The sequence below is a fragment of the Arthrobacter globiformis NBRC 12137 genome (assembly GCF_000238915.1).
GTDB lineage: Bacteria > Actinomycetota > Actinomycetes > Actinomycetales > Micrococcaceae > Arthrobacter > Arthrobacter globiformis.
The window spans coordinates 25,212-48,303 of sequence record NZ_BAEG01000091.1; the positions used below are offsets into that span (position 1 = coordinate 25,212).

Below are 23,092 nucleotides of genomic sequence, written 5' to 3' on the forward strand. Positions count from 1 at the left end.
GCCTGTCCGTGTCCGGTCCCATGCCTGCCACCGGCACAATGGAAGGGTGACTTCCGCACCCCGCCCGCACGATGCCCCAATCGACGCCCCAATCGATGCCCTGGGCCGTTCCGCCCCGTTCGATCTGCAGGCCATCGGCTCCGGGCTGGTCTTCGCGGAGTCGCTCGGGGCGCTGGGCGGGGTGTTGCGTGAGCAGGGCGCCGACGGAGCCGCGGTGGTCCAGGCCCCGCCCGGCACTGGCAAGACGACCTTGGTTCCCCCGCTGGTTGCAAACCTGGCACAGGCTGCCGCAGGCGACCGCAAGCCGCGCATCGTGGTGACCCAGCCCCGCCGGGTGGCCGCGCGCTCGGCCGCACGGCGCCTCGCTGACCTCGACGGGACGAAGCTGGGGGACAGGGTGGGCTACACCGTCCGCGGTGAACGCCAGGCGGGCCCGGCCACCCTCATCGAGTTTGTGACGCCGGGCATCCTGCTGCGCCGCCTGCTGGCCGATCCCGGCCTGGAGGGCACGGCCGCCGTCATCCTTGATGAGGTGCACGAGCGCGGCCTGGAAACCGATCTGCTGCTGGGCCTGCTCGCCGAGGTGCGCCAGCTGCGCGGCGACCTCATGCTTGTCGCCATGTCCGCCACCCTGGACGCGCCGCGGTTCGCTGCGCTGCTCGGCACGGACCCCGGCGGGGAACAAACCCAGGGGGCCGACGGCGGCGGGGAACAAACCCAGGGGGCCGACGGCGGCGGGCCTGCTCCCGTCGTCGACTGCCCCTCTGCTCTTCACCCGTTGGAAACGGCCTGGACGCCCGCGCCGGTGGCGCGGCTGGACGGACGCGGAGTGACGCGCCTCTTCCTCGATCATGTGGCCGAAACCGCCGCCGTGTCATATGCCGATGCCCTCGCCGCCGACCCCCGCATCGACGCCCTGGTGTTCCTGCCGGGCGCGTGGGAGGTGTCGCATGTGGCCGGCCGGCTGCGCGCCCGGGTGGGTCCCGGCGTCGAAATCCTGGAGCTGCACGGCCAGGTCAGCCCCGCGGCCCAGAACCGCGCCGTGTCCGGTCGCAAGCCCGGGGATCCCGCCCGGATCATTGTGTCCACGGGGCTCGCCGAATCGTCGCTGACAGTGCCCGGCGTCCGGCTGGTGGTCGACGCCGGGCTCTCCCGCGAACCCCGCCGCGACGCCGGCCGCGGCATGACCGGCCTGGTCACCGTCTCCTGCTCCCGGGCCTCTGCGGAACAGCGCGCCGGACGTGCGGCCCGGCAAGGGCCGGGGAAGGTGGTCCGCTGCTATGACCAGAAAACCCTCGGCGCAGCGCCTGCGCACCAAACGCCCGAGATCGCCGTGTCCGACCTGACGGGCGCAGCCCTGATCCTCGCGTGCTGGGGCTCGCCCGGCGGCCGCGGGCTTGCCCTTCCTGACGCCCCGCCGCAGGCTGCCATGGGCGACGCCGTCGAGGTGCTGCGCGAACTTGGTGCCGTGGGGGAGGATGGCCTCGCCACGGACTTGGGCAAAGCCCTGGCACGCATTCCCGCCGACCCCCGCCTGGGACGCGCCCTCCTGGTCGGTTCGGCGCTGCTGGGTGGAGCGAATGCCGGCCGCACAGGGTCTGGGACTACTGGGAACGCGACGGCGGCTAGCGGGGCTGGGAGTAACAGGCTGGCGGCGGAGGTGGTTGCCGCCGTCGCCGGGGACCAGCGCGCCACCGGGGCGGACCTGCCCCGGCTGGTGTCCGCCCTCCGCTCCGGCAAGGATCCCGCCTCCAGGCGGTGGGCCGATGAGGCACGACGGCTGGACACCCTGGCGCGCCAGGCGGGGTCCGGCGTCGGGCTTTCCTCTGTCGATATGCCGGTGGTCGATATGCCGGTGCTCGACGTGCCGGCGGGAACCGCGGAGCAGATCGGTCTGGTCGTCGCCCTGGCGTTCCCGGACAGGGTGGCCCGCCGCGTCCCCGGAGACGGGCCGGAACGCTATCTGCTGACCTCCGGCACGCGGGCCGGTCTTCCCGCTGGCAGTCCGCTTGCCGGACACGAGTGGCTGGCGGTGGCCGAAGTTGCGCGGGCGGACGGTCGGGACGCCGCCGGGACGGGCGCGGTGATCCGTTCTGCCGCGCCGCTGACGGCTGACACAGCCGAGGGGGCCGCGGCGCACCTGCTGCTCGACTCGGTGGAGGCAACGTTTGGCCATGGCCGTGTGACGGCCCGCAGGGAGCGGCGCCTTGGCGCCATCTCCCTCTCCTCCACGCCGGTGCGGGCGTCGGCAGGTGCCGGCCGTGCCGCCGTCGCCCGGGCTTTGGAGGAGCAGGGGCTGGGAACCATCGGATGGTCGACGGCGGCGGATGCGCTGCGCCGCCGTCTCGCCCTGCTGCACCGGGAACTGGGGGACCCCTGGCCGGACATGTCCGAGCCTGCTTTGCTGTCCCGGCTCGACGACTGGCTTGGTCCGGAGCTGGAGGCGCTGGCCGGAGGGGCTGCGACCTCCGGCATTGACCTGGCGGACCCGCTGCGGCGGCTGCTGCCGTGGCCCGACGCCGCCCGGCTGGGCGAGCTCGCGCCGGAGTTTCTGGAGGTGCCCAGCGGTTCCCGCGTCAGGATTGACTATCCGGCGGCCGGGGACGACGGCGGCAGGCCGGTGGTCGCCGTCAAGCTACAGGAATGCTTTGGCTGGGACCGGACGCCGCTGCTCGCCGGCGGCCGGGTGGCGGTGCAGTTCCATCTGCTGTCGCCGGCCCGCCGGCCGCTGGCCGTCACCGACGATCTTGCCTCCTTCTGGTCCGGCCCCTACGCACAGGTCCGAGCGGAGATGCGGGGCCGCTATCCCAAGCACCCCTGGCCGGAGGACCCCTGGACCGCGACGGCGACCGCGCGGACCAATACGCGGAAGTGATTACTGCACCGATGTGATTACCGCGTGGAAGCCACACCGGTCAGGCGTGAGTAGAGGGCCAGATGGGCTTCGACCATTCGCTCGGTGCTGAACCGGTCTTCGGCCTGGGCGCGCACGGCCCTGCGGTCCAGGGTCCCAGCGCGCAGCAGCAGCCCAGCCAGGTCCTCCAGCGACGAGGCCAGGTAGCCGCTGACGCCGTCGTCAACGATTTCCGGCGCCGACCCCATCGGCGTGGCCACCACCGGTGTGCCTGTAGCCATCGCTTCGATCATCACCAGCCCGAACGGCTCCATCCACTGGATGGGATTGAGCAAGGCGGTGGCTTCACCGAGCAGTTTGTACTTCTCTGCGCCGCCCACCTCGCCCAGGAACTCCACGTCCGGGCCCTGCAGCGGCTTTACAACATCGCGGTAGTACTGCAGTTCAGCCGGTTCCCGCATCTTCGCCGCGATCCGGAGCGGAACCCCGGCCAGCTGCGCCACCCTGATGGCCTCCACCACGCCCTTGTCGGGGCACATCCGGCCTAGGAAACACGCATAGCCGCCCTGCCCGTGCCCCACCGGAACCGCGTCCACCTCCATGCCGTGGGGGATGATGGCAGCGACCCGGTCTGCGAGTACGCTGCTGACCTGGCTTTTGGAGATGGCGATCAGGGTTGTGTCCCGGGCTGCCGCGCCATAGACGGCGGCGAACGAGGGGCTCAGGTCGCTGTGAATCGTGGTGACCACCGGCAGCCCATCGGGGCGGCCCCGGTAGAGCGGGCCGGCGAGGGTGTGGTCATGGACCAGGTCCACCATGCCGTCCATCCCGGCGTAGGCGCTGATCACGTGGCTGAGTTCCGAGGAGGTGAATCCCACGAGGTCGGGTTCAGAGGAGTGCATCCCGGGCAGCCGTTCCACCGGGCAGGTGCTGTCTGCCGCGGCGGCGAGCAGCACCTCATGACCGGCTCTGGAAAACCCCTTGGCCAGGGCGTCGACCACCAGTTCGATGCCTCCGTATCCCGCCGGAGGAATCGGATACCAGGGCCCCGCAATTAAACCGATACGCATCCGCAGCTCCCGTGTTGTCCGGATGTTCTGAGACCGTCTTAACTACTGAGACCATTCAGTTGTATGTGGGACTACGCGTCCGCTCTTAGGGTGCCATCAAACGCTCCAGCGGCGGCCGCGGCTTGTTAAGCAGGGTCAGGCCCTGGCTTAGGCCGTCAATGGACCCTTCGGTGCCGGCGGCGTGCACGGTGATCCGGGACGGGCCCATCTGGACGTGGTCCGCCCGGAAGCTGCCGAACTCAGCCGGAAGTACCGGGGCGAGGCAGACCTCCTCGCGGGGAAGCAGGGGATCGAAGCGCAGGAGGACCCGCATCAGATGCACCGGCGCAGCTGAGGCCCAGGCCTGCGGCGAGCAGGACGTGGGGAAGGGGACGGGGTCGGGGAAGTCGTCCCGGGAGAACCCGCAGAAGAGCTCCGGCAGCCGCCCGTCGAACTTTTCCGCGGCGTCAAAGAGGCCGGTGGCAATGCGCGTGGCCTCCTCGATGAAGCCGTACCGCATCAGTCCGCCCGCTATCAGGGCCGTATCGTGCGGCCACACCGACCCGTTGTGGTAGCTGACCGGGTTGTAGGCGCCCATGTCCGCGGCGAGCGTCCGGATACCCCAACCCGTGAACATCTCCGGCGACATCAGCCGTTCGGCCACCAGGGCTGCCTTGTCGGCGTCGACGATGGCTGACCACAGGCAGTGCCCCATGTTTGAGGTGCAGGCATCCACGGGACGCTTGTCCTTGTCCAGGGCCACGGCAAAGTACCCCTTCCGGGGAAGCCAGAATTTCTCGTTGAACTCGGCCTTGATGTCGGCGGCCCGTCGGTTCCACTTGGACGCGGTCTCCTCGTCGCCCAGCTGCTGGGCGAGCAGGGCACGTCCCAGGTAGGCGCCGTAGACGTAGCCCTGCACCTCACACAGTGCTATGGGTGCCTCCGCCATCCGTCCGTCGGAGAAGTTGATGCCGTCCCAGGAATCCTTCCAGCCCTGGTTCAGCAGACCGTGCTCGTTGGCGCGCTGGTATTCCACGAACCCGTCGCCGTCGCGGTCGCCATAGTGCTGCACCCAGTCCAGGGCCCGGTCCGCATGGGGCAGGAGCGAGTCCAGCAGGTCGCCTGCCAGCCCCCAGCGTCCCAGTTCCGCCAGCAGTGCCACGAACAGCGGCGTTGCATCGGCGGTGCCGTAGTACGCCTGGCTGCCACCGAGTGCCAGCCCGGCGGTGACCCCCAGCCTCACCTCGTGGAGGATCCTGCCCGGTTCCTCCTCGGTGTCCGGATCAACCTTCTCTCCCTGCAGTGAGGCGAGGGTCTGAAGGGTCCCTGCCGCCAGCTTCGGGTCCACCGCGAGCGCCATGTAGGAGGACAGGATGGAATCCCTGCCGAACAGCGCCATGAACCACGGGGCGCCGGCGGCGACGGCGGCCCGCTCGGGGTGGTCGGGGTCGAAGATCCGGAGGGCACCCAGGTCCTCCTGGCTGCGGGTCAGGACCTTTTCCACGTTCTTGTCCGTCACGGTGAGCCGGGGAACATGTTCCTCCCAGGCGGCGTAGCGCTGTGCGCCCACGTGCTGAGCCGTCTCGTGCGTGAAGGGCTGTTCCGGACCGGCACCGTCAACCAGGGGCGTAGTGAATACGGTGGCCGTCCAGTTACCGCGGGGAGCCAACACGGCGTCGAACGTCAGGGCGTCCTCGGTGACCCCGGCACCGGGGGCGCTGATGACCACGCCCCGGTGGATTCCGTTGCGTATGGCGTCAATCTGCAGGGCGTCGGGCCGGACCTTTCGGCTGTGCTCGGCCGACGGCACCACCTTTCCGCCCTTGACGTCGAACAGGTCGCTCAGGTCCGCGTCCACCCTGATCTGGATCCGGCAGGTCCGCGGCTGTTCCGAATAGTTGTGCACCTTGATGTCGTCACGCAGGCCGGGTCCGACCTGCCGGCTGTGCTCCACCACCAACGGGCTTTCCACCGCACCGTTGGCCCCGCGGGGCCTGCCGACGAACACTGCCCGGTAGGGTTCCCGGGTCTGGCCGGACAGCGGTTCCAGCGGAACGCCATCGACCGTCAGCTGCCAGCAGGAGAGAATCCGGGTGTCCTGGTAGAAGGCGCCCTGCGGCTGGCCGGGAAACACGTCCCCGCTCTCGGCGGAGATGCAGAAGGAGGAGCCCTCCACCACGGTCACCGCTGTCAGGCCGGATGATCCTGCACCGATGTTTTCATTCCACGCACTCATCGACCGCTCCCTGGTGACTAGTCGGATGGCATGGGCCGGCCCGTGCGGCCACGTTATCCATCGTCCCCCTACCTGGATGAGGCCGCAACGGGTTATTGCCCGCCGGCGGTGACGGCTCCGGAAAGCCGCGCCGCCGCGCCGTCGGACTGGCGGCCAGCGCCCGGACCCCTTGCTGATCAGCAGCTTTGGGTGTCGAATCTTCTTACCAAGGCCGCTTGGCGGCTCACGACTAGCACGCCGGGAGATGGTCATGTCGGTAAAGGGCACTAATGGCCGGGGCAAGGGTCCGGGCCGCGGCAGTTCCGATCTCCGGCGGGCGGACGCGTCGGCCGGAGCACCGGTGGACAGGCCGGAGGGCATACGCAACGTCGCACTGGTGGGACACTCCGGGGCCGGCAAGACCATGCTGCTCGAGGCACTGCTCGCAGCGACCGGGACCATCCCGCGGATGGGCTCCATCGTTGACGGCAACACGGTCAGCGATGCGGAACCGTCCGAGATCCACCAGCAGCGCTCCGTGGTCCTGTCCGTGGCGCCGCTGATTTACGACGGCGTCAAGGTGAACCTGCTGGACACACCGGGCTACGGGGATTTCACCGGCGAGCTGCGCGCCGGGCTGCGCGCTGCGGACGCGGTACTGTTCGTGGTGTCGGCCGTGGACGGCGTCGACGCCGCCACCACCGCCCTGTGGGCGGAGTGCGCCCAGTTGGATACGCCCCGGGCCGTGGTGATCAGCCGGCTCGATCACCCGAGGGCCAGTTTCGACGCCGCCCTGGCCGCCTGCCAGCAAGCCTTTGGCCAGTCGGTGGTGCCGGCCTACCTCCCGGTCCGCACGAACGGCAGCGTCACGGGACTGCTCGGGCTGCTGTCCGGGCAGGTCTCGGAGTACGACGGCGAATCCCCGGAGCCCGCGGTCCGTGAGGCGAGTGTTGATGAGCTCGCCGCCGCGGAGTCCGAGCGCGGCGCGCTGATCGAAGGCATCATCTCCGAGAGCGAGGATGAGTCGCTGATGGACCGCTACCTTGGGGGCGAGGACATCGACGCCGATGTCCTGGTGGGCGACCTCGAAACGGCTGTGGCGCGTGGATCGTTCTTTCCCGTCCTGGCGACGTCGGCTGAGAAGGGTCTGGGAATCACGGAGCTGCTGGACATGCTGACCCGGGCGTTTCCGACACCCCTTGAGCGTGCCGTGCCGGACGTGACCGACCTCGCCGGCCAACCGGCCGGGCCGCTCTCCTGCGACCCCGACGGACCGCTGGCCGGTGAGGTGGTGCGCACCACCATGGATCCTTTCCTGGGACGCGTCTGCCTGGTGCGTGTCTTTTCCGGCACACTGCGCGAGGATTCCGCAGTGCACGTCAGCGGCCGCGGCCTGGCCGAACGCGGGCACGAGGACCATGACAGCGATGAGCGCCTCACCCACCTGTACTCCCCAATGGGGGCAAGCCTGCGGCCTGTCCCGTACTCTGTGGCTGGCGACATCTGCGCCATCACCAAGCTGGGCAGCGCGGAAACGGGCGATACCGTGTCAGCCAAGGATGCCCCGCTGCTGATCACGGCCTGGGATATGCCCGAACCGCTCATGCCGGTAGCCGTCGAGGCCGCCACCCGCAGCGACGAGGACGCCCTCGCCAAGAGCCTGGGCAAGGTGGCCGCCGGTGACCCGACCCTCCGGGTGGAACGCAACTCCGAAACCCACCAGCTCATCCTGTGGTGCATGGGCGAGGCGCACGGCGAGGTGATCCTGGACCGGCTGCGGGACCAGGGGGTGAAGCTGCAGACCGTGCCCGTGGTGACGCCGCTGCGCGAGACCTTCGCCGCGCCGGCCGCCGGGCACGGGCGCTACGTCAAGCAGTCCGGCGGCCACGGCCAGTACGCCATCTGCGACATTGAGGTGGAGGCGCTCGAACGCGGGGCAGGCTTCGAATTCGTGGATAAGACCGTGGGCGGGGTAGTGCCGAACCAGTTCATCGGCTCGGTGGAGAAGGGTGTGCGGGCGCAGATGCAGAAGGGCGTTTCCGCAGGGTTCCCGGTGGTTGACATCCGGGTGACGCTCGTGGGCGGCAAGGCCCACAGCGTTGACTCCTCCGACGCCGCGTTCCAGTCTGCCGGCGCGCTGGCACTGCGCGAGGCTGCAGCCGCCGGCCGCATCCAGCTGCTGGAGCCCGTCTCCGCCGTCACCATCAGCATCCCGGACGAGTACGTCGGGGCGGTCATGAGCGACCTTTCCTCACGCCGTGGCCGGCTCACGGGCACGACGTCGTCCGGCGGGGATGCCACGGAGGTCACCGCCGAGGTACCGGACGGAGAACTCCTCCGGTATGCGGTCCAGCTGCGGGCGCTGACCGCGGGCACGGGCCGGTTCCGCCGCAGCTACCTGCGGCACGAACCGGTTCCAGGCAACGTGGCGCCGGCGGCGGCGCACGCCTGAAATCCTTAGCCGGCAGGGTTGTTGGCACGCAGGAACGCGGTGACCGGCGCAGCGAGCGAGGCGCCGATGTCCTCGGCGCTGCGTTTGTTTCCGGCGACCGCAAATGAGTGGTCGCCGCCTTCGCACCACTGGAGTGTGGCCGTCGGTCCGATCCGTGACACCACGCCTTCCAGCAGCTCCCGGGTGGCGAATGTGTCGCGTGTTCCCTGCAGGAAAAGCATGGGGGTTTCCAGCCCGTAGAGGTGCTCGTCGCGGAGCTTCTCCGGCTTGCCCGGCGGGTGCAGCGGGTAGCCGAGGTAGATGAGGCCAGCGGCCGGCATTCCTTCTGCCACGGCCATGGAGGCCATCCGGCCGCCGAACGACTTCCCTGCCGCCCACAGCGGCTCGGCTTCTCCTGCGGCCTTCGCCCGGGCGGCCGCTTCGGCCATGGCCGCCCGCCACGTGGCAATTGCCGCCGGCGGCCGGTCGGGGAACTTCCGGCCCGCCTCACGGTAGGGGAAGTTGAAGCGCAAGGTGGCGACGCCGTCGTCGTTCAGTGCATCGGTAAACCCGCGCATGAACGGATGTTCCATGCCCGCGCCGGCGCCGTGGGCCAGCACGAGCGTTGCGAACGGATTGGCCGGCCGTGCGTAGGCGCCGGAAACGTGGCCTTCGCCGACGGCGATGGTGACGGGGGAATCAGCGATAGGCATGACTCCATCATGCCTGACCTGGGCTCACTGATCCGGACGGCTCCCTGATCCGGACGGCCCCCGGTCCGGACGGCTCCCGGTTCGGATGCCCCCGGTCCGGGTGCCGGCGTCGTGATGCCCGGTTCGTGATGCACAGCCCGGGCACAGGCAGGCGAAAGTCTCCAGCCAGCTCCGGACCGGACAGTGGATGCAGAAGCCGGCTACGCCGGACACAGCCCATCATCCGCCAGGAGGAACCATCATGATCGCGTACCGGCCCATTGCTCCCTTGACCGTCGGCAGTGGCAGGATCGGCGCAGCCCTTGTTGCGATGGTCGTCGCGGCCTTTTGCGGCACGGCGGCGTTCAGGTTCGATGAAGCCGGCGCCAGCTCACAGACCCAGCAGGGCTTACAGACCCAGCAGGGCACGCAGTGACGTTCCTGGCGGCAACTGCTGACGCCGCTGGCCCCGACGGGATCGCCGGGTGCGCCGTCCTGGCGACCGCGTTCATCGCCGGAAGGATCAGGAAAGCGCGCAGTAAGGTGAATGCCTAGCCGGCCGGTTGGCTACGAGGCCGGCACCACCCTGAGCCAGGCGTAATCCAGCGGCCGCAGCACGAGCCCCTCGTCGACCCGGACCGGCTCCTCGGAAAACAGATCCAAAGCTTCGGCCGCGAATCCGGACAGCGTTTCCGCCGACACCACCTGCGGGCCGTCACCGAAGTTGGCCAGGGCCAGGACCACCGTTCCCTCGCCCGGCCGCTGGTACCCCAGTACGGCGGGGTTGTTGGTAGTAAACGGAACGAGGCGGGTGCCGGCCAGTTCGGGGGTGGCCGCGCGGACCTCCGCCAGCCGCCTCAGACCGGCAAACACGGCGCCCTCGGGCGTGGCCGGGTCCAGGCGCTTGGCGTACTTTTCTGCTGGGAACTGCGGCCGGTGAACCCACCGGCTGTCGGTCTCGTGACGATCCTCCAGCGTGTAGTCGTAGTCATTGAGCTGGCCCACCTCGTCGCCGAGGTAGAGCAGCGGGATGCCGCCGGTGCTGAAGGCCACCGAGTGGGTGAGCAGAATGCGGCGGATGGCCTCGGCCGAACCGTCCTCCAGGCCGCACAGCGACGCCGTGGTGCCGGAGATGCGGCAGTCGCCCGTCCGCGGGTTGTCCTGGAACGGCACGCCGCGGGCGAAGCTGCCCGGGAAACGGTTGACGTAGAACGAATTCAGGAACCGGCGGTGGTCGAAGCCGTTGATGCCGAACTCGGCGGCGTCCTCATCGGCGAACGTCCAGCCGATGTCGTCGTGGCTCCGCACGTAGTTCACCCAGGATGTTCCCGGCGCAATGTTATGCCGCCGTTCGAGGGCCTGGGCGAGCAGCGACACGTTCCGCGTGGCGAGGGCTTCCCACGTGAGGGCCATCTGCAGCGGGTTGTAGGAGAGCTGGCACTCGGCGGGATCGATGTACAGGGCCACCTCATCCGGGTGCACGATCGCCTCGGACTTGAACAGCAGCGACGGCGCGGCGAGCCGGCAGACCGCGTTGAAGGCCTGCAGCAGGGTGTGCGCCTCAGGCAGGCTCTCGCAGGGTGTCCCCAGCTGCTTCCAGATGAAGGCCACAGCGTCCATCCGCAGGATGTCCACGCCCAGGTTGGCCAGGAACAGCATTTCTCCCGCCATGGCGCGGAACACCTCGGGGTTGGAGTAGTTCAGGTCCCACTGGAAGGTGTGGAAGGTGGCCCAGACCCACCGGCCGTCCGGCAGCTGCACAAAGGAGCCGGGGTGGTCCTCCGGGAAAATTTCGCGCACATTCTGTTCGAACGCATCGGGCATGGCGCGGTCCGGGAAGATCCAGTAATAGCCGCTGTAGCGCGGGTCGCCCTCGGCGGCCCGCTGTGCCCACTCGTGCTCGTTCGAGGTGTGGTTGAAGATGAAGTCCACCACCAGGCTGATGCCGTTCGCGCGCAGTTCGGCGGCAAGCGCCCGCAGCTGGTCCATGGTGCCGAGCTTCGGGTTGACCTCGCGGTAGCTGGACACGGCATAGCCGCCGTCGGACAGGGGCTCCGGAGCCAGGAACAGCGGCATCAGGTGCAGGTAGGTGAGGCCGAGTTCCTTGAAATACGGAATGCGGGCGCGGACGCCCTCCAGGTCTGCCGCATAGCGGTCCACGTAACAGACACCACCAAGCATGCGGTTGGACTGGAACCATTCGGTATTGCCTTCGCGGCCGGTGTCGAGCTTTTTCAGCTCTGCGGCCCGCTCCTTCCAGGAACGGGCGGCCTCCAGGGCGAGGGCCGCCAGCTGCTCCTCGATGTCCGGCCGCGATCCGTACAGCGCTCGGAACAGCCTGGACAGGTCGGGGAAATGGCGGTCGAAGCGCTGCTCCAGTGCGATCCAGTCCTGGCTGCCCGGCTCCAACCCGGCCCGCCTGGCCACTGTGCTGAACAGCTGGCGGCTGCCTGCCTTGGATGCCCCGGACGGCTGCGGCGAGCCGGATTCCCGGGCGGCGAATGGTCCCTGGGCAGCGTCCAGACTCGCGGGTTCAACCATGGAACGGGTCTCCTTCGACGAAGCTCTGCGCCCGGCGGCGCCCGGGTGGTTTCATCCCTCCGGTGGGTTTCATCCTTACAGATGGCCCCGCCGCTGCCCAGAGAGCGGGCAGGTGTTTCTTCGGGGCCGACGGCGCAACCTGCCTGATGGAACGGTCTGTCACCGATCGTAGGCAGGAATCGCCGCAGGCATGCTGCTGACGCGGTGGGCCGCGCGGGGTAGGTTGTCCCCATGGCCAGTGAACAGACCACCATCAGTGTCGACGGACCGAACGGCCCCCGGGAAATGCGCCTCTCCAGCCCGAGCCGTGTGCTGTGGCCCGAGCTGGGACTGACCAAACTGGATCTCGCACGATACGTCGTGGATGTGGGTGAGGCCTTCATCAGGGCGAACGGCGACCGGCCGGTGTCCCTCCAGCGGTTTTCAGACAACGTCGACGGCGAGCAGTTCTTCTCCAAGAATCCGCCCAAAGGGACGCCGGACTTCATCCGTTCGGTCAAGGTGGTCTATCCGAGCGCGCGCTCGCACCCCCAGCTGGTTTTGGACGAGCCTGCGGCCGCGGTATGGGCGGTGCAGATGAACACCGTCGTCTTCCACCCGTGGCCCTCGCGCGCCGGGAATTCGGATAACCCGGACCAGCTGCGCATCGACCTTGACCCGCAGCCGGGCACGGACTTCGACGACGCAGTCCCTGCGGCCCTGGAGTTGAGAAAAGTGCTGTCGGAGGCCGGGCTGAACGCTTTTATCAAGACATCGGGGAACCGTGGCCTGCATGTGTACGCGCCCATTGAGCCAACCCGCGAGTTCCTGGACGTCCGCCATGCCGTGATCGGCGCCGCCCGGGAGCTTGAGCGGCGGATGCCGGACAAGGTGACCACGAACTGGTGGAAGGAGGAACGCGGGGAGCGAATCTTCCTCGATTTCAACCAGGCCAACCGTGACCGCACCATCGCCGGCGCCTACAGCCCGCGGGCGCTCCCGCACGCTTCCGTGTCCTGTCCCATCAGCTGGGACGAACTGGAGAGCGTGAATCCAAAGGACTTCACCATCCTCACTGTGCCGGACAGGCTGAAGACGGTGGGGGACCCATGGGCGGAGATGCATGCCAACCCGGGCACCATCGACACACTGCTGGGGTGGTGGGAGCGCGACCTCGAGAACGGGCTGGGGGAACTGCCGTTCCCGCCGGACTACCCCAAGATGCCGGGCGAACCGCCCCGGGTCCAGCCCAGCAGGGCGAAGAAGGCCGAGTAGCCGGGCACACCGCCCCGCCCGGGGCGGTGCCTAGGCCCGAACTCCGCGCAACTTAAACCAGTCCCTACTCAAACCAGTCCCTACTCAAACCCGCGCCCAACTCAAACCAGTCCCTACTCAAACCCGCGCCCTACTCAAACCGGGACGGGTCGCCGGTGCCGCGGCGCACCACCTCGGCAGTGCCGCCGGAGAAGTCGACGACGGTGGTCGGTTCGGAGCCGGTGTCACCGGACTCGATCACCGCGTCCACCACATGATCCAGCCGCTCCTTGATCTCCCAGCCCTGGGTCAGCGGATCCTCCTCGTCCGGCAGCAGCAGGGTGCTGGACAGCAAAGGTTCGCCAAGCTCCGCCAGCAGCGCCTGGACGAAGTTGTGCCGCGGAATGCGCACCCCCACCGTCTTCTTCTTCGGATGCAGCAGCCGGCGCGGGACCTCCTTGGTGGCCGGCAGGATGAACGTGTAGCTGCCCGGCGTGACGGACTTGATGCTGCGGAACACATCGTTGCCGATGTTCACGAACTGCCCCAGCTGGGCGAAGTCCCGGCAGACCAGCGTGAAATGGTGTTTGTCGTCCAGCTGCCGGATGGAACGGATCCGGTCCAGCGCCTCCTTGTTCCCCAGTTGCGCGCCGAGGGCGTAGCAGGAGTCCGTGGGGTAGGCAATCAGCCCGCCCGATCGAAGGAGCTCCACGATCTGCGAGATCGCTCGGGGCTGGGGGTCCTCGGGGTGGACATCAAAGAATTTCGCCATGCGTTGAGCCTACGGCCCGGCCGCCGTCCACGCACGCACCCACACGCGCGCGATCACAGCCGCGCCCCCAGTCCCGGCCCTTACCCCACGTGCACCCACGGCCGCCTGGTGACCTCCGGTTCGGCTTCGCGCAGCACCTCGCGCGTGACCGGTGCGATCTCACCCTCCCCGAGGAACAGGAAGCGCAGCAGGTTCACCACGGGATTCCCCTCCGTCCAGCGGAAGTAGATGTGCGGCATGAGGCCGGTGACGTCCCGGATGTGCAGGAGCACGGACGCGATGGTGTTCGGAACGACGGGCCCGTGCACCTCCAGCACCCGGTAGCCGTGCCGCACCACCCCGTGCACCTGCAGCTCGGTTTCGAAGTCCGAGGAGTCGTCAACAATCACCTCAAGGAACAGCGCCTCGTAATGGACCGGCAGGTGGCTGACCTCGATGGCGGATGTCAATTTCTGCCGGTACGCCTCCGCGGTCAGCCTGCGCGGCTCGTGCGCGATGATCCCGATCGGGCCGCTCTCGTCCGCGGCAACGAATTCCAGTGCCGTCCGGTCGAGGCGGACGTGGGTAGCGTGCAGCTCGAAGGACCGCCCGATCCTGGACAGCAGCGAAATGACGATGATGCCGGCGATGAAGAACGCCGCAATGCGGATGCCCTCGGGCCGCTCAATGACGTTCGCGACCGTCGTGTAAATGAACACCAGGGCGATCAGCCCGAAGCCGGCGGTGCGCTTCCGCTGCCGGCGCCGCCGGGCGGACAGCGCGACGGCGACCGCCGCCGACGTCATCAGCACCAGCACGCCGGTGGCGTAGGCACCGCCCTGGGCGTCGACGTCGGCCTCGAAAAGAATGGTGACCAGAAAGGCGATGAAACCGAAAACCAGCACCAGCGGCCGGACGGCCTTCGCCCACTCGGGCGCCATCCCGTACCGCGGCAGGTACCTCGGCACCAGGTTCAGCAGCCCGGCCATCGCCGACGCGCCCGCGAACCACAGGATGGCGACGGTGCTCAGGTCGTAGACCGTGCCGAACCCGTTCCCCAGGTACTGGTGGGCCAGGAAGGCAAGGGCGCGCCCGTTGGCCTGCCCGCCCGGTTGGAATTCGGCGGCCGGAATGAGGATCACCGTGGTGAGGCTGCTGGCGATGAGGAACGCGCTCATGATCAGCGCGGCCGTGGTCAGCATGCGGCGGGTTCCCGCGACGCGGCCCGCCGGGTCCTCCTCGGTGTCCGAATCCTGCCCCCGGACCTGCGGCATGACTGCCACGCCGGTTTCGAAGCCGGACAGCCCAAGGGCCAGCTTGGGAAACACCAGCAGCGCTATGGCCACCGCCAGGACAGGATTGCCGTGCGACGTCCCCAGGGCCTGCCACCAGTCACCGACGGCGGTCGGGTGGCCCAGGGTTTCGACGGCGGCCCTTGCCACCACCACGACGTTCAGCCCCAGATAGACCGCCACCAGGACGACGGCGATCCCGATCGCCTCCTTGAACCCCCGCAGGAACACAGCAGCGAGCAGCGCCAGGAGAACGAGGGTCACCGTCACTTCCTGCCCCTGCAGCCACGCCGGGGCGTAGGGATTCTGGATGAGGTGCGCCGTGGCGTCGGCGGCGGAGAGGGTCATGGTGATCATGAAGTCCGTCGCCGCGAAGCCGAGCAGCACCAGGACGAACACCTTCCCGCCCCAGCGGGGGAGAAGCCGCTCCAGCATGGCGATGGAACCCTCGCCATGGGAACTTTCGCCCGCCACCCGGCGGTACACCGGCAGTGCACCGAACAGTGTGACGACCACCAGCACCAACGTGGCGAGCGGGGAAATGACGCCGGCCGCGAGCGCGGCGATGGCGGGCTGGTAGCCGAGCGTGGAGAAGTAGTCCACGCCGGTCAGGCACATGACCTGCCACCATGCATGCTTCCGCTCGTTGGCCATGGTCCGGCCGCCGGGTCCCTGGTGGGATCCCTTACTGTCCTGAAGGCCCAGCAGCAGCCAGCTGTGAAGCCGTTGCCTCCGTGTGCGGCGCAGCTCGGAGGGTTCCGCCGGTGGGCGGCTCATGGTGGTCATGGTGCCTTTCAGCCCGGGGCACTTCGCTGCGGGCACTGCCGAACGTAGCACCGGGCAGGAGCGCCGGGACCGCCGGCAGCGGAATCTTGACGGATCCTTAACGCCGGTGTGAAGCACCCCACCGCACGTGCCGCGTTGGCCGGCGGACAGGTGAAAGAATGGCGTCATGGCAGGGGAACGGATCGTCATTGGCCTGTCGGGAGGCCTTGAGGGGGAGGTCCTGATCCGCCGTGCCTTCAAGGTCCTGGACGGAGCCGGCGGCGGGGACCTGCTAGCCGTGCACATCCGTTCCGCGGACGGCGCGTCGCGGGAATCGACCAGCGCCCTCGAATCGCAGCGCCGCCTGGTGGTGGAGCTGGGGGGCAGTTACCACACCGTCGCAGCAGCTGACCCCGTCGAAGCACTCCTCGGGTTTGCGTCCCATGTCGGCGCCACCCGCCTGGTCATCGGCCAGTCACGGGCACACCCGCTGTCGAGGCCTTTCACCGGCGCCACGGAGACACGGATCATCCGCCGTGCCGGAGACCTCGACGTGCAGGTGGTGCCGCATCCCCTCGCCGGGCGCGGCACAGGCCGGCGGCGGCAGCGGGACCTCGGCCGCGTGCGCGTCGCCGTCGGGTTCGTGCTGGCGGCCGCCGTCCCCATCCTGATGCAGCTGGCGCTCGCCGTCATTGAGCACAGCGTGGCCACCGCCGTCTTGGTCCAGCTCGCCGGGGCCGTAGCCGTAGCGCTCGTGGGAGGCCTGTGGCCGGCTGTCGCGGGGGCGCTCTGGAGCAGCCTGCTGGTCAACTACTTCTCGACGCCCCCGCTTGGCGAACTGGCCATCAAAGACCCGCAGGACCTGCTTTCCCTGGCCGTGTTCGTGGGCGTCTCGGTGGCTGTGGCCGGTGTGGTGGACAGGTCTGCCCGGCGGTCCAAGGAAGCCGCCCGGGCGCGCGCCGAGGCCGCGACGCTCGGCGAGCTGGCCCGCGGAGCCACCCGCGCGGAGGACACCGTGGGCAGTCTCCTGGAACAGGCACTGGACGTCTTCGGAGTCCGCGGAGCGGCCCTCTTCAGCGGGACGGCTACCCGGAGCGGACTGGCTTCCGGCGACGCACAGCCTTTCAGTGACGCACCGGCTTCCCGCGACGGGGAGGGCGGGCCAGTGCGGAAGCTGCTGGCGAGTGCGGGCGAGCTGACCGATTCTGAACGGGAAGGCGCGGATTTTGCCGAGCACACCGTGGAACCGGTCGACGACGGCACCTGGCTGGTGCTGTTCGGCAGGACGGTGCCGGCTGCTGACAGCAGCCTGCTGGGCGCCTTTGCCGCGCACGTGCTGGCACAGCTGGAGCGCCGGCAGCTGGCCGCCAGCCGGCTGGAAGTGCTTCGGCTTGCCGAAGGCAACACCATGCGGACCGCGATCCTCCGCGCCGTCTCGCACGACCTCCGCACGCCGCTCGCCGGTATCAAGCTCGCCGTCGGCGGCCTTCTGCAGACCGCCGTCACGTACACGCCCGAGGAGAAACAGGAGCTGTTGGAAACCATCGACGAATGCTCGGACCGGCTGGACGCCCTGGTGGGGAACCTCCTCGACATGTCCAGGATCACGGCCGATTCGGTACGGCCCCTGATGAAGCCCGTCCGGTGGCTCGACGTCGTGCCCCCGGCGTTGCGTGGGCTTCCGCCGGGCAGCGTGCGGGTGGTGTTGCCGCCGAACCTTCCCGCCGTCGACGCTGACGCTGTCCTGCTGGAACGCGTCATCGCCAACATCGCGGAAAACGCGGTCAAGTACGCGCCCGCATCGGACGTCACCGTGACCTCGGCGTCGGGCGGGCTCAGCAGCGCCGTCCTCAACGGCCACCCGGCCGGCGAACTGCGGATCATCGACCACGGACGCGGCGTGCCTGACCGCAATGTGCAGGCGATGTTCCGGCCCTTCCAGCGCCTGGACGATCTGTCACAGTCAACCGGCGTGGGACTCGGACTGGCCGTCGCGAGGGGATTCGTCTCGGCCATGGGCGGCAGCCTGGGGGCGGAGGAGACGCCCGGCGGGGGACTCACGATGGTCATCAGGCTTCCCCTCTCGACGGGACATGCCTCACCAGGGCATGGCTCAACAGGGCCTGACTCAACAGGGCCCAACTCAACAGGGCAAGACAGGCACGACGGCGGCCCATCCGCCGTCTCGCCTGCCGGTTCTCCGGCTGTTGCTCCCCAGGAGACTGCCCAGTGACCGGCGTCCTCGTGGTCGATGATGACCAGCATCTGCTAAAGGCCCTGCGGATCACGCTGCAGGCACATGGCTACGCCGTGGAGACGGCCGCGGACGGCGAGGCGGCGTTGATTGCCGCCTCCCGCAATCCGCCCGGGATTGTTGTCCTGGACCTCGGACTGCCCGACATGGATGGCGCGGCGGTCCTCCGGGAACTCCGCCGCTGGAGCACCGCACCTGTCCTGGTGCTCTCGGCCCGGCACGGCTCATCGGACAAGGTGGACGCCCTCGACGCCGGCGCGGACGACTACATCACCAAGCCCTTCGGACTGGAGGAGCTTCTGGCCCGGCTTCGCGCCCTCCTGCGCCGGGCCCCGGAAGCCATCGAGCCGTCCACGGTGGACACCCCGGAGTTCAGCGTGGACCTGGGACGGCGGATGGTCACCCGGAACGGAGAACCCGTGCGGCTCACTCCCACGGAGTGGAGCATTCTCGAACTGCTTGTACGGAATCCCGGGAAGCTCATCACCCAGCAGCAGATCCTGGCCAGCGTGTGGGGTCCGGCCTACGAAAAGGAAGCCAATTACCTGCGCGTCTATATGGCGCAGCTGCGGCGCAAGCTCGAGGCGGACACCGGCAACCCCCGCCATCTGCTGACCGAGGCCGGCATTGGCTACCGATTTCGGCCCTGACCTGCACTTATGAACGGCCAGTGAACTTCCGTGAACCCCTATGAAGAGGAGAGGGATTCGGGCAACATGTGTAGTGCCGGGCGCCTCTCACCACGCGCCAACATGTACAGCCGAAGGAGAACCGATCGTGTCCACCCTGCTCAACCCGTACATCAGTTTCCGTGACAACGCCCGCGACGCCATGACCTTCTACCAGTCGGTGTTCGGCGGTGAGCTGGCGCTCAGCACCTTCGGGGAGTTCCAGGCCAGTGAGGATCCCGCGGAGGCGGACAAGATCATGCACGGGATGCTGACCTCGGAGAAGGGGCTTGTGCTCATGGGGGCCGACACGCCCAACTCCATGGATTACTCGCCGGGGAACAACATTTCCGTGTCGCTCAGCGGGGACGATGAGGCCGAACTGCGGGGCTACTACGACAAGTTGTCAGGTGAAGGTGGCACAGTCACCGTCCCGATGGAGAAAGCACCCTGGGGCGACATCTTCGGCATGTGCACCGACAAGTTCGGCATCGCGTGGCTGGTCAACGTCAACGGAGCCGCGGCAGCTCCTGCTTCCTAGCCACGACGTAGGCATTTAAACGGTTTGGGGCCCGTCTAGAGGTAGTCGCCGGCCCGTTCGCGCGCAATTTCCAGCAGGGTGGAGTGAAAGGCCACCTCGGCCGGGGCGTAGACCTTGTCCTCGCGCTGTGCCAGCAGGACCCGCCGCAACGGGGCAGCGGCACCCAGGCTCAGCACCTTCACGTCGGGATGCTGCAGTGCCACAGCAGTCTTGGGCACCATGGCCACACCCATTCCCACGCTGACCATGGCCTGGGCTTCCTGGTAGTCGTTGGCCAGGAAGGCAATCTTGGGTTCGAACCCGGTGTCGTGGGCGGAACGCTGCAGAACCTCCACGACGGGGTGTGCCTCGGCGCGCACAATCCAGGACTCGTTGCGCAGCTCCGCCATACTTACCTGCTCCCGGTCAGCCAGCGGATGGCTGCGGGCCACCAGGATCACGGTGCTCTCCCGGAAGACCTCTGTGACCCGGATCGAGTCGTCCCGGAACGGATTCCACGGGTAGTCCCAGAGAAGGCACAGTCCCGTGGCCCCGGACTGCAGATCTGCCACGAGTTCATCGAAGCGGGCGCTACGCAACGAGAGGTTGATGGCCGGATAGCGCTTCTTGAAGGTCCGGATGACGATTGGCAGGAATGATCCGGCCAGGGTCGGGAAGGTGCCAACGGTAAGCGAACCGCGTTTGAGGCCGGCGATCTGGCCCAGGTCGGACCGGGCCGCCTGCATCTGCCAGACAATCTTGCGGGCGTGGCCTGCCAGCACCTGGCCGGCTTCGGTAGGCACTACCCCGCGGGAGCGGCGGGTGAGGAGAGGCTGCCCCACCTCTTGTTCCAGCTTACGCAGCTGCTGGGAGACCGCCGAGGGCGTGTACATCATGAGATCTGCCGCGGCCGTGATGGAGCCCTGCTCCACCACTTCCAGCAGCAGGGCCAGCCGCCTGATATCGAACAAGTCCTGGCTTTCATCGTTAAGCAACGCTTCGCCCTTCTTCGCATTTGGTTCATTCACTGTCAGGACGCGGCCTGGACCTAGGAGACGCCGCCTCGGGTCAGGCCAGCGAGTGGAGAGATGTGCGGAACAGCCCTCTCCTTCTCAGTGACTTAAGCATCCCTACATCCCCCAACAATAATCCAACATTGTCTAAAGGTGTGATCTGGCTCAATCTCTTCTCAGGCGCCGATAACGAAATCGAGCACGAGGAGAAGCGGTACACACCATGAAGATCCAAGCCCAATGGATGCGCGGAGGCACCAGCAAGTGCTGGGTGTTCGAAGCGGAGCATCTTCAGGAGGCCGGCACCAGCCTCGATGTGCTGCTGCCGCGGCTGTTCGGCAGCCCGGACCCGCGCCAAATCGACGGCGTCGGCGGAGCCACCTCGACCACCAGCAAGGCCGTCATCCTGCACAGGCCCGTCAGCGACGACGTCGACGTCGAGTACACCTTCGCCCAGGTGGGCATCGAAGAGGCCGCGGTGGACTGGGGCAGCAACTGCGGTAACGGCTCGGCGGTGGTGGGTCTGTACGCCATCGAGCAGGGGTGGGTGCTTCCCACCGGCGACGTCACCCGGATCGTCACCCGCAACACCAATACCAACCAAATCATCGTCCAGCGCGTGCCCACCCCCGCCGGCGCTCTGGCGGCGGTTCCGGACGCCCAGATGCCCGGCGTGCCGTTCCCCGGCTACGCAGTGGGGCTGGGCTTCCAGGACCCTGCCGGCAAGACCACCGGTTCGCTGCTTCCCACCGGAACGGCCACCGACACCATCGCCGCCGGCGGAACCCGCTGGACCGTGTCCATGGTCGACGCCGGAGCTCCGGTGGTGATGGTCCGCGCCGAGGAGCTCGGCCTGGACCCGGCCCGGTACGACAGCTGGCGCGCCGGGGTGGAGCTGCAACTGGATACCCTGGAGCTGATCCGGCGCCAGGCAGCCGTGCGGATGGGGCTGGTCGCCACAACAGCGGAAGCGGCGCGGGCCATCCCCAAACTCGCCATCGTCGGTGCCCCCACCCAGGCCGATCCCGGCTGCGACGCCAACGTCATGATGCTCTCGATGGGCAAACCCCACCCGGCCCTGGCCATCACCGGCAGCATCGCCCTGACCCTGGCCGCCCGCACCTCCGGCACCGTGCTGCACAGCATCACGGGCGACACCCTGGGGAGCACGCTCCGGCTCCGAACGCCCGCCGGGGTCATCGAGACGTGGAGCGAGGAACAAGGCAGGACGCTCCTCGTAGGCGTCGACCGCACGGCCCGCACGATCGCCACCACCATCATCCACCTCCCCGAGGACACCGGCAGCGCCGTCGCTGCCTCCCTCGCGGGAGCCACTCGCTGAGGAGACCATCATGACCAAGACTGAGACCCGCACCATTGCCGCTGCGGGCGAGACCCGCGGCGAAGACACCAGGCGTCCCACCCGACGCCGCCGTATCCTACTGGTGGCGGTGGCCGCCGGTTTCGCGATCCTGGCGTTGATTGCCCTCATGCTGGGGGGTGACATCTTCAACCCGGCGGCCACCGCGGAACGGGAGCCCACCATGACCGCTGTGCAGATCATCCCGCTCGTCATCCTCGTGGTTATGTTCGTCGTGGCAACGAAGTGGCCGCTGAACATCGGCGTCATGGGGCTGGTCGCGTCCTTCGGCGTCGGCTACTTCATGCTTGGCATGACCGACAAACAGATCCTTGAAGAATTCCCGGCCAGCATCGTCCTGACGATCATCGGCGTCACCTACTTCTTCAGCATGGCCCAGCGGAACGGCACCATCGACATCATCGTCCGGACCTGCGTGCGCCTCGTCAGGGGCAAGACGATGCTCTTGCCGTGGGTGTTCTTCCTGATCGCTGCCGCGCTGACATCATTGGGCACCTTCTCACCGGCCGCGGTCGCACTGCTGGCACCGGCAGCCATCGGATTCGCCTACGAGTCGCGCATCCATCCCGTGCTGATGGGCGCGTTCATCATCAACGGAGCGCACGCCGGCGGCTTCTCCCCGTTGTCGGTGGCGGGCGTACTGGTGCATGACATCGCCCTGAAAAACGACTTTCCCATCTCCCAGGGCGCACTCTTCGCCGCCAGCTTCGCCGTCAACCTCATCCTCTCCGCACTGACAGTGGTCCTGTTCGCCCTCATCGGCAAACTGCGCGACAGCCACGGCGGCCAGCACGCCGACGTCGACACGTCCCGAACCGGCCGTCCCCATGGCCAGCAAATCTTCACGCTGGCCCTGATCGCCGTGATGCTGGTGTGCACCCTGGGCTTCCACATGCCCATCGGCTTTGTGGCCCTCTCCGCCGGCCTCCTGCTGGCATTCGTAAACATCAAGGAACACCGGACCTTCGTCGGCGGAGTCTCCTGGTCCACCGTCCTGCTGGTCGCCGGCATGATCACCTACGTCTCCCTGCTCCAGCACGTGGGCGTCATCGACACCCTCGCCGAGCAGGCCCTGGCACTGGGCGCACCGCTGCTCATCGCACTGGTCCTCTGTTACGTAATCGGCGTCGGCTCAGCCTTCGCCTCCTCCACGGCCCTGCTGACCGCGTTCATCCCCCTGGCCGGCCCTCTGCTGGCCACGAGCTCGCTGAGCGCTTCCGGAACGGTGGCTGCCCTCGCCATCGCGGCCACCGTCGTGGACGTCTCGCCCTTCTCCACCGACGGTGCCCTGGTGGTCGCCAACGCCCGCGAGGACGACCGGCAGCGCGTCTACAAGCAGTTGATGATGTACGCCGGCGGTGTCGTGCTGGTCGCCCCGGCCCTGGCCTGGGCACTGCTGGTACCCACCGGCATCATGTAACCAGCCAGAACAG

16 protein-coding genes are annotated in these 23,092 nt (G+C 68.2%); 9 read left to right on the forward strand and 7 right to left on the reverse strand.

The genetic code is table 11. The annotated features are described in order from the left end of the window. Positions 1–79: 79 nt before the first annotated feature. On the forward strand, positions 80–2,875 hold the full coding sequence (locus ARGLB_RS18510; RefSeq protein WP_050934417.1) for an ATP-dependent RNA helicase: 2,796 nt from the start codon (positions 80–82) through the stop codon (positions 2,873–2,875). Positions 2,876–2,892: 17 nt separating this feature from the next. Here ARGLB_RS18510 and ARGLB_RS18515 read toward each other — a convergent pair whose 3' ends face one another. Both ARGLB_RS18515 and ARGLB_RS18520 read right to left on the reverse strand, forming a co-directional pair. Then, positions 2,893–3,924, reverse strand: a complete 1,032-nt coding sequence (locus tag ARGLB_RS18515) for a glycosyltransferase family 4 protein (protein ID WP_003805454.1) — start codon at positions 3,922–3,924, stop codon at positions 2,893–2,895. 85 nt (positions 3,925–4,009) lie between these two features. Continuing rightward, a complete protein-coding gene (locus ARGLB_RS18520) occupies positions 4,010–6,139 on the reverse strand; it encodes an amylo-alpha-1,6-glucosidase (RefSeq protein ID WP_003805456.1) in 2,130 nt (709 codons plus the stop codon). A 250-nt stretch (positions 6,140–6,389) separates the two neighbouring features. On the opposite strand from ARGLB_RS18520, the gene ARGLB_RS18525 reads away from it, so the two are divergent. After that, positions 6,390–8,570, forward strand: a complete 2,181-nt coding sequence (locus ARGLB_RS18525; RefSeq protein ID WP_003805459.1) for an elongation factor G-like protein EF-G2 — start codon at positions 6,390–6,392, stop codon at positions 8,568–8,570. 5 nt (positions 8,571–8,575) lie between these two features. Here the strand turns inward: ARGLB_RS18525 and ARGLB_RS18530 are convergent, their stop codons facing one another. Beyond that, positions 8,576–9,262, reverse strand: a complete 687-nt coding sequence (locus ARGLB_RS18530; RefSeq protein WP_003805460.1) for an alpha/beta hydrolase family protein — start codon at positions 9,260–9,262, stop codon at positions 8,576–8,578. 241 nt (positions 9,263–9,503) lie between these two features. On the opposite strand from ARGLB_RS18530, the gene ARGLB_RS23725 reads away from it, so the two are divergent. Beyond that, the gene (locus tag ARGLB_RS23725) at positions 9,504–9,677 is read left to right on the forward strand and encodes a hypothetical protein (protein ID WP_003805462.1); all 174 of its coding nucleotides are present in this window, start codon (positions 9,504–9,506) and stop codon (positions 9,675–9,677) included. A 131-nt stretch (positions 9,678–9,808) separates the two neighbouring features. On the opposite strand, the gene ARGLB_RS18535 is transcribed toward ARGLB_RS23725, so the two are convergent. After that, complete coding sequence (locus tag ARGLB_RS18535) at positions 9,809–11,782, reverse strand: alpha-amylase family protein (protein WP_003805464.1); 1,974 nt, start codon at positions 11,780–11,782, stop codon at positions 9,809–9,811. 231 nt (positions 11,783–12,013) lie between these two features. Here ARGLB_RS18535 and ligD point away from each other — a divergent pair, with 231 nt between their 5' ends. Continuing rightward, entirely contained in the window at positions 12,014–13,036 is a 1,023-nt protein-coding gene (ligD, locus tag ARGLB_RS18540; RefSeq protein ID WP_003805466.1) for a non-homologous end-joining DNA ligase, read from the forward strand. A 130-nt stretch (positions 13,037–13,166) separates the two neighbouring features. On the opposite strand, the gene ARGLB_RS18545 is transcribed toward ligD, so the two are convergent. Together ARGLB_RS18545 and ARGLB_RS18550 are read right to left on the reverse strand one after the other, a co-directional pair. Next, entirely contained in the window at positions 13,167–13,787 is a 621-nt protein-coding gene (locus ARGLB_RS18545) for an L-threonylcarbamoyladenylate synthase (protein ID WP_003805468.1), read from the reverse strand. A gap of 80 nt (positions 13,788–13,867) precedes the next feature. After that, entirely contained in the window at positions 13,868–15,844 is a 1,977-nt protein-coding gene (locus ARGLB_RS18550; RefSeq protein ID WP_003805470.1) for an APC family permease, read from the reverse strand. Between the two features lie 166 nt (positions 15,845–16,010). Here ARGLB_RS18550 and ARGLB_RS18555 point away from each other — a divergent pair, with 166 nt between their 5' ends. The 3 genes from ARGLB_RS18555 to ARGLB_RS18565 all read left to right on the forward strand — a co-directional run bounded on the left by ARGLB_RS18555 (position 16,011) and on the right by ARGLB_RS18565 (position 19,286). Next, positions 16,011–18,056, forward strand: a complete 2,046-nt coding sequence (locus ARGLB_RS18555; protein WP_003805473.1) for a DUF4118 domain-containing protein — start codon at positions 16,011–16,013, stop codon at positions 18,054–18,056. Beyond that, on the forward strand, positions 18,053–18,727 hold the full coding sequence (locus tag ARGLB_RS18560; protein ID WP_003805474.1) for a response regulator: 675 nt from the start codon (positions 18,053–18,055) through the stop codon (positions 18,725–18,727). Before ARGLB_RS18555 ends, ARGLB_RS18560 begins: the two co-directional genes overlap by 4 nt. Before the next feature lie 127 nt (positions 18,728–18,854). Beyond that, positions 18,855–19,286, forward strand: a complete 432-nt coding sequence (locus ARGLB_RS18565) for a VOC family protein (protein WP_003805476.1) — start codon at positions 18,855–18,857, stop codon at positions 19,284–19,286. A 35-nt stretch (positions 19,287–19,321) separates the two neighbouring features. On the opposite strand, the gene ARGLB_RS18570 is transcribed toward ARGLB_RS18565, so the two are convergent. Then, a complete protein-coding gene (locus tag ARGLB_RS18570; RefSeq protein ID WP_003805478.1) occupies positions 19,322–20,260 on the reverse strand; it encodes a LysR family transcriptional regulator in 939 nt (312 codons plus the stop codon). Positions 20,261–20,501: 241 nt separating this feature from the next. Between ARGLB_RS18570 and ARGLB_RS18575 the strand changes: the two genes are divergently transcribed. Together ARGLB_RS18575 and ARGLB_RS18580 are read left to right on the forward strand one after the other, a co-directional pair. Continuing rightward, entirely contained in the window at positions 20,502–21,620 is a 1,119-nt protein-coding gene (locus tag ARGLB_RS18575) for a PrpF domain-containing protein (protein ID WP_003805480.1), read from the forward strand. A 10-nt stretch (positions 21,621–21,630) separates the two neighbouring features. Further along, on the forward strand, positions 21,631–23,079 hold the full coding sequence (locus ARGLB_RS18580) for an SLC13 family permease (RefSeq protein ID WP_003805482.1): 1,449 nt from the start codon (positions 21,631–21,633) through the stop codon (positions 23,077–23,079). Positions 23,080–23,092 lie beyond the last annotated feature (13 nt).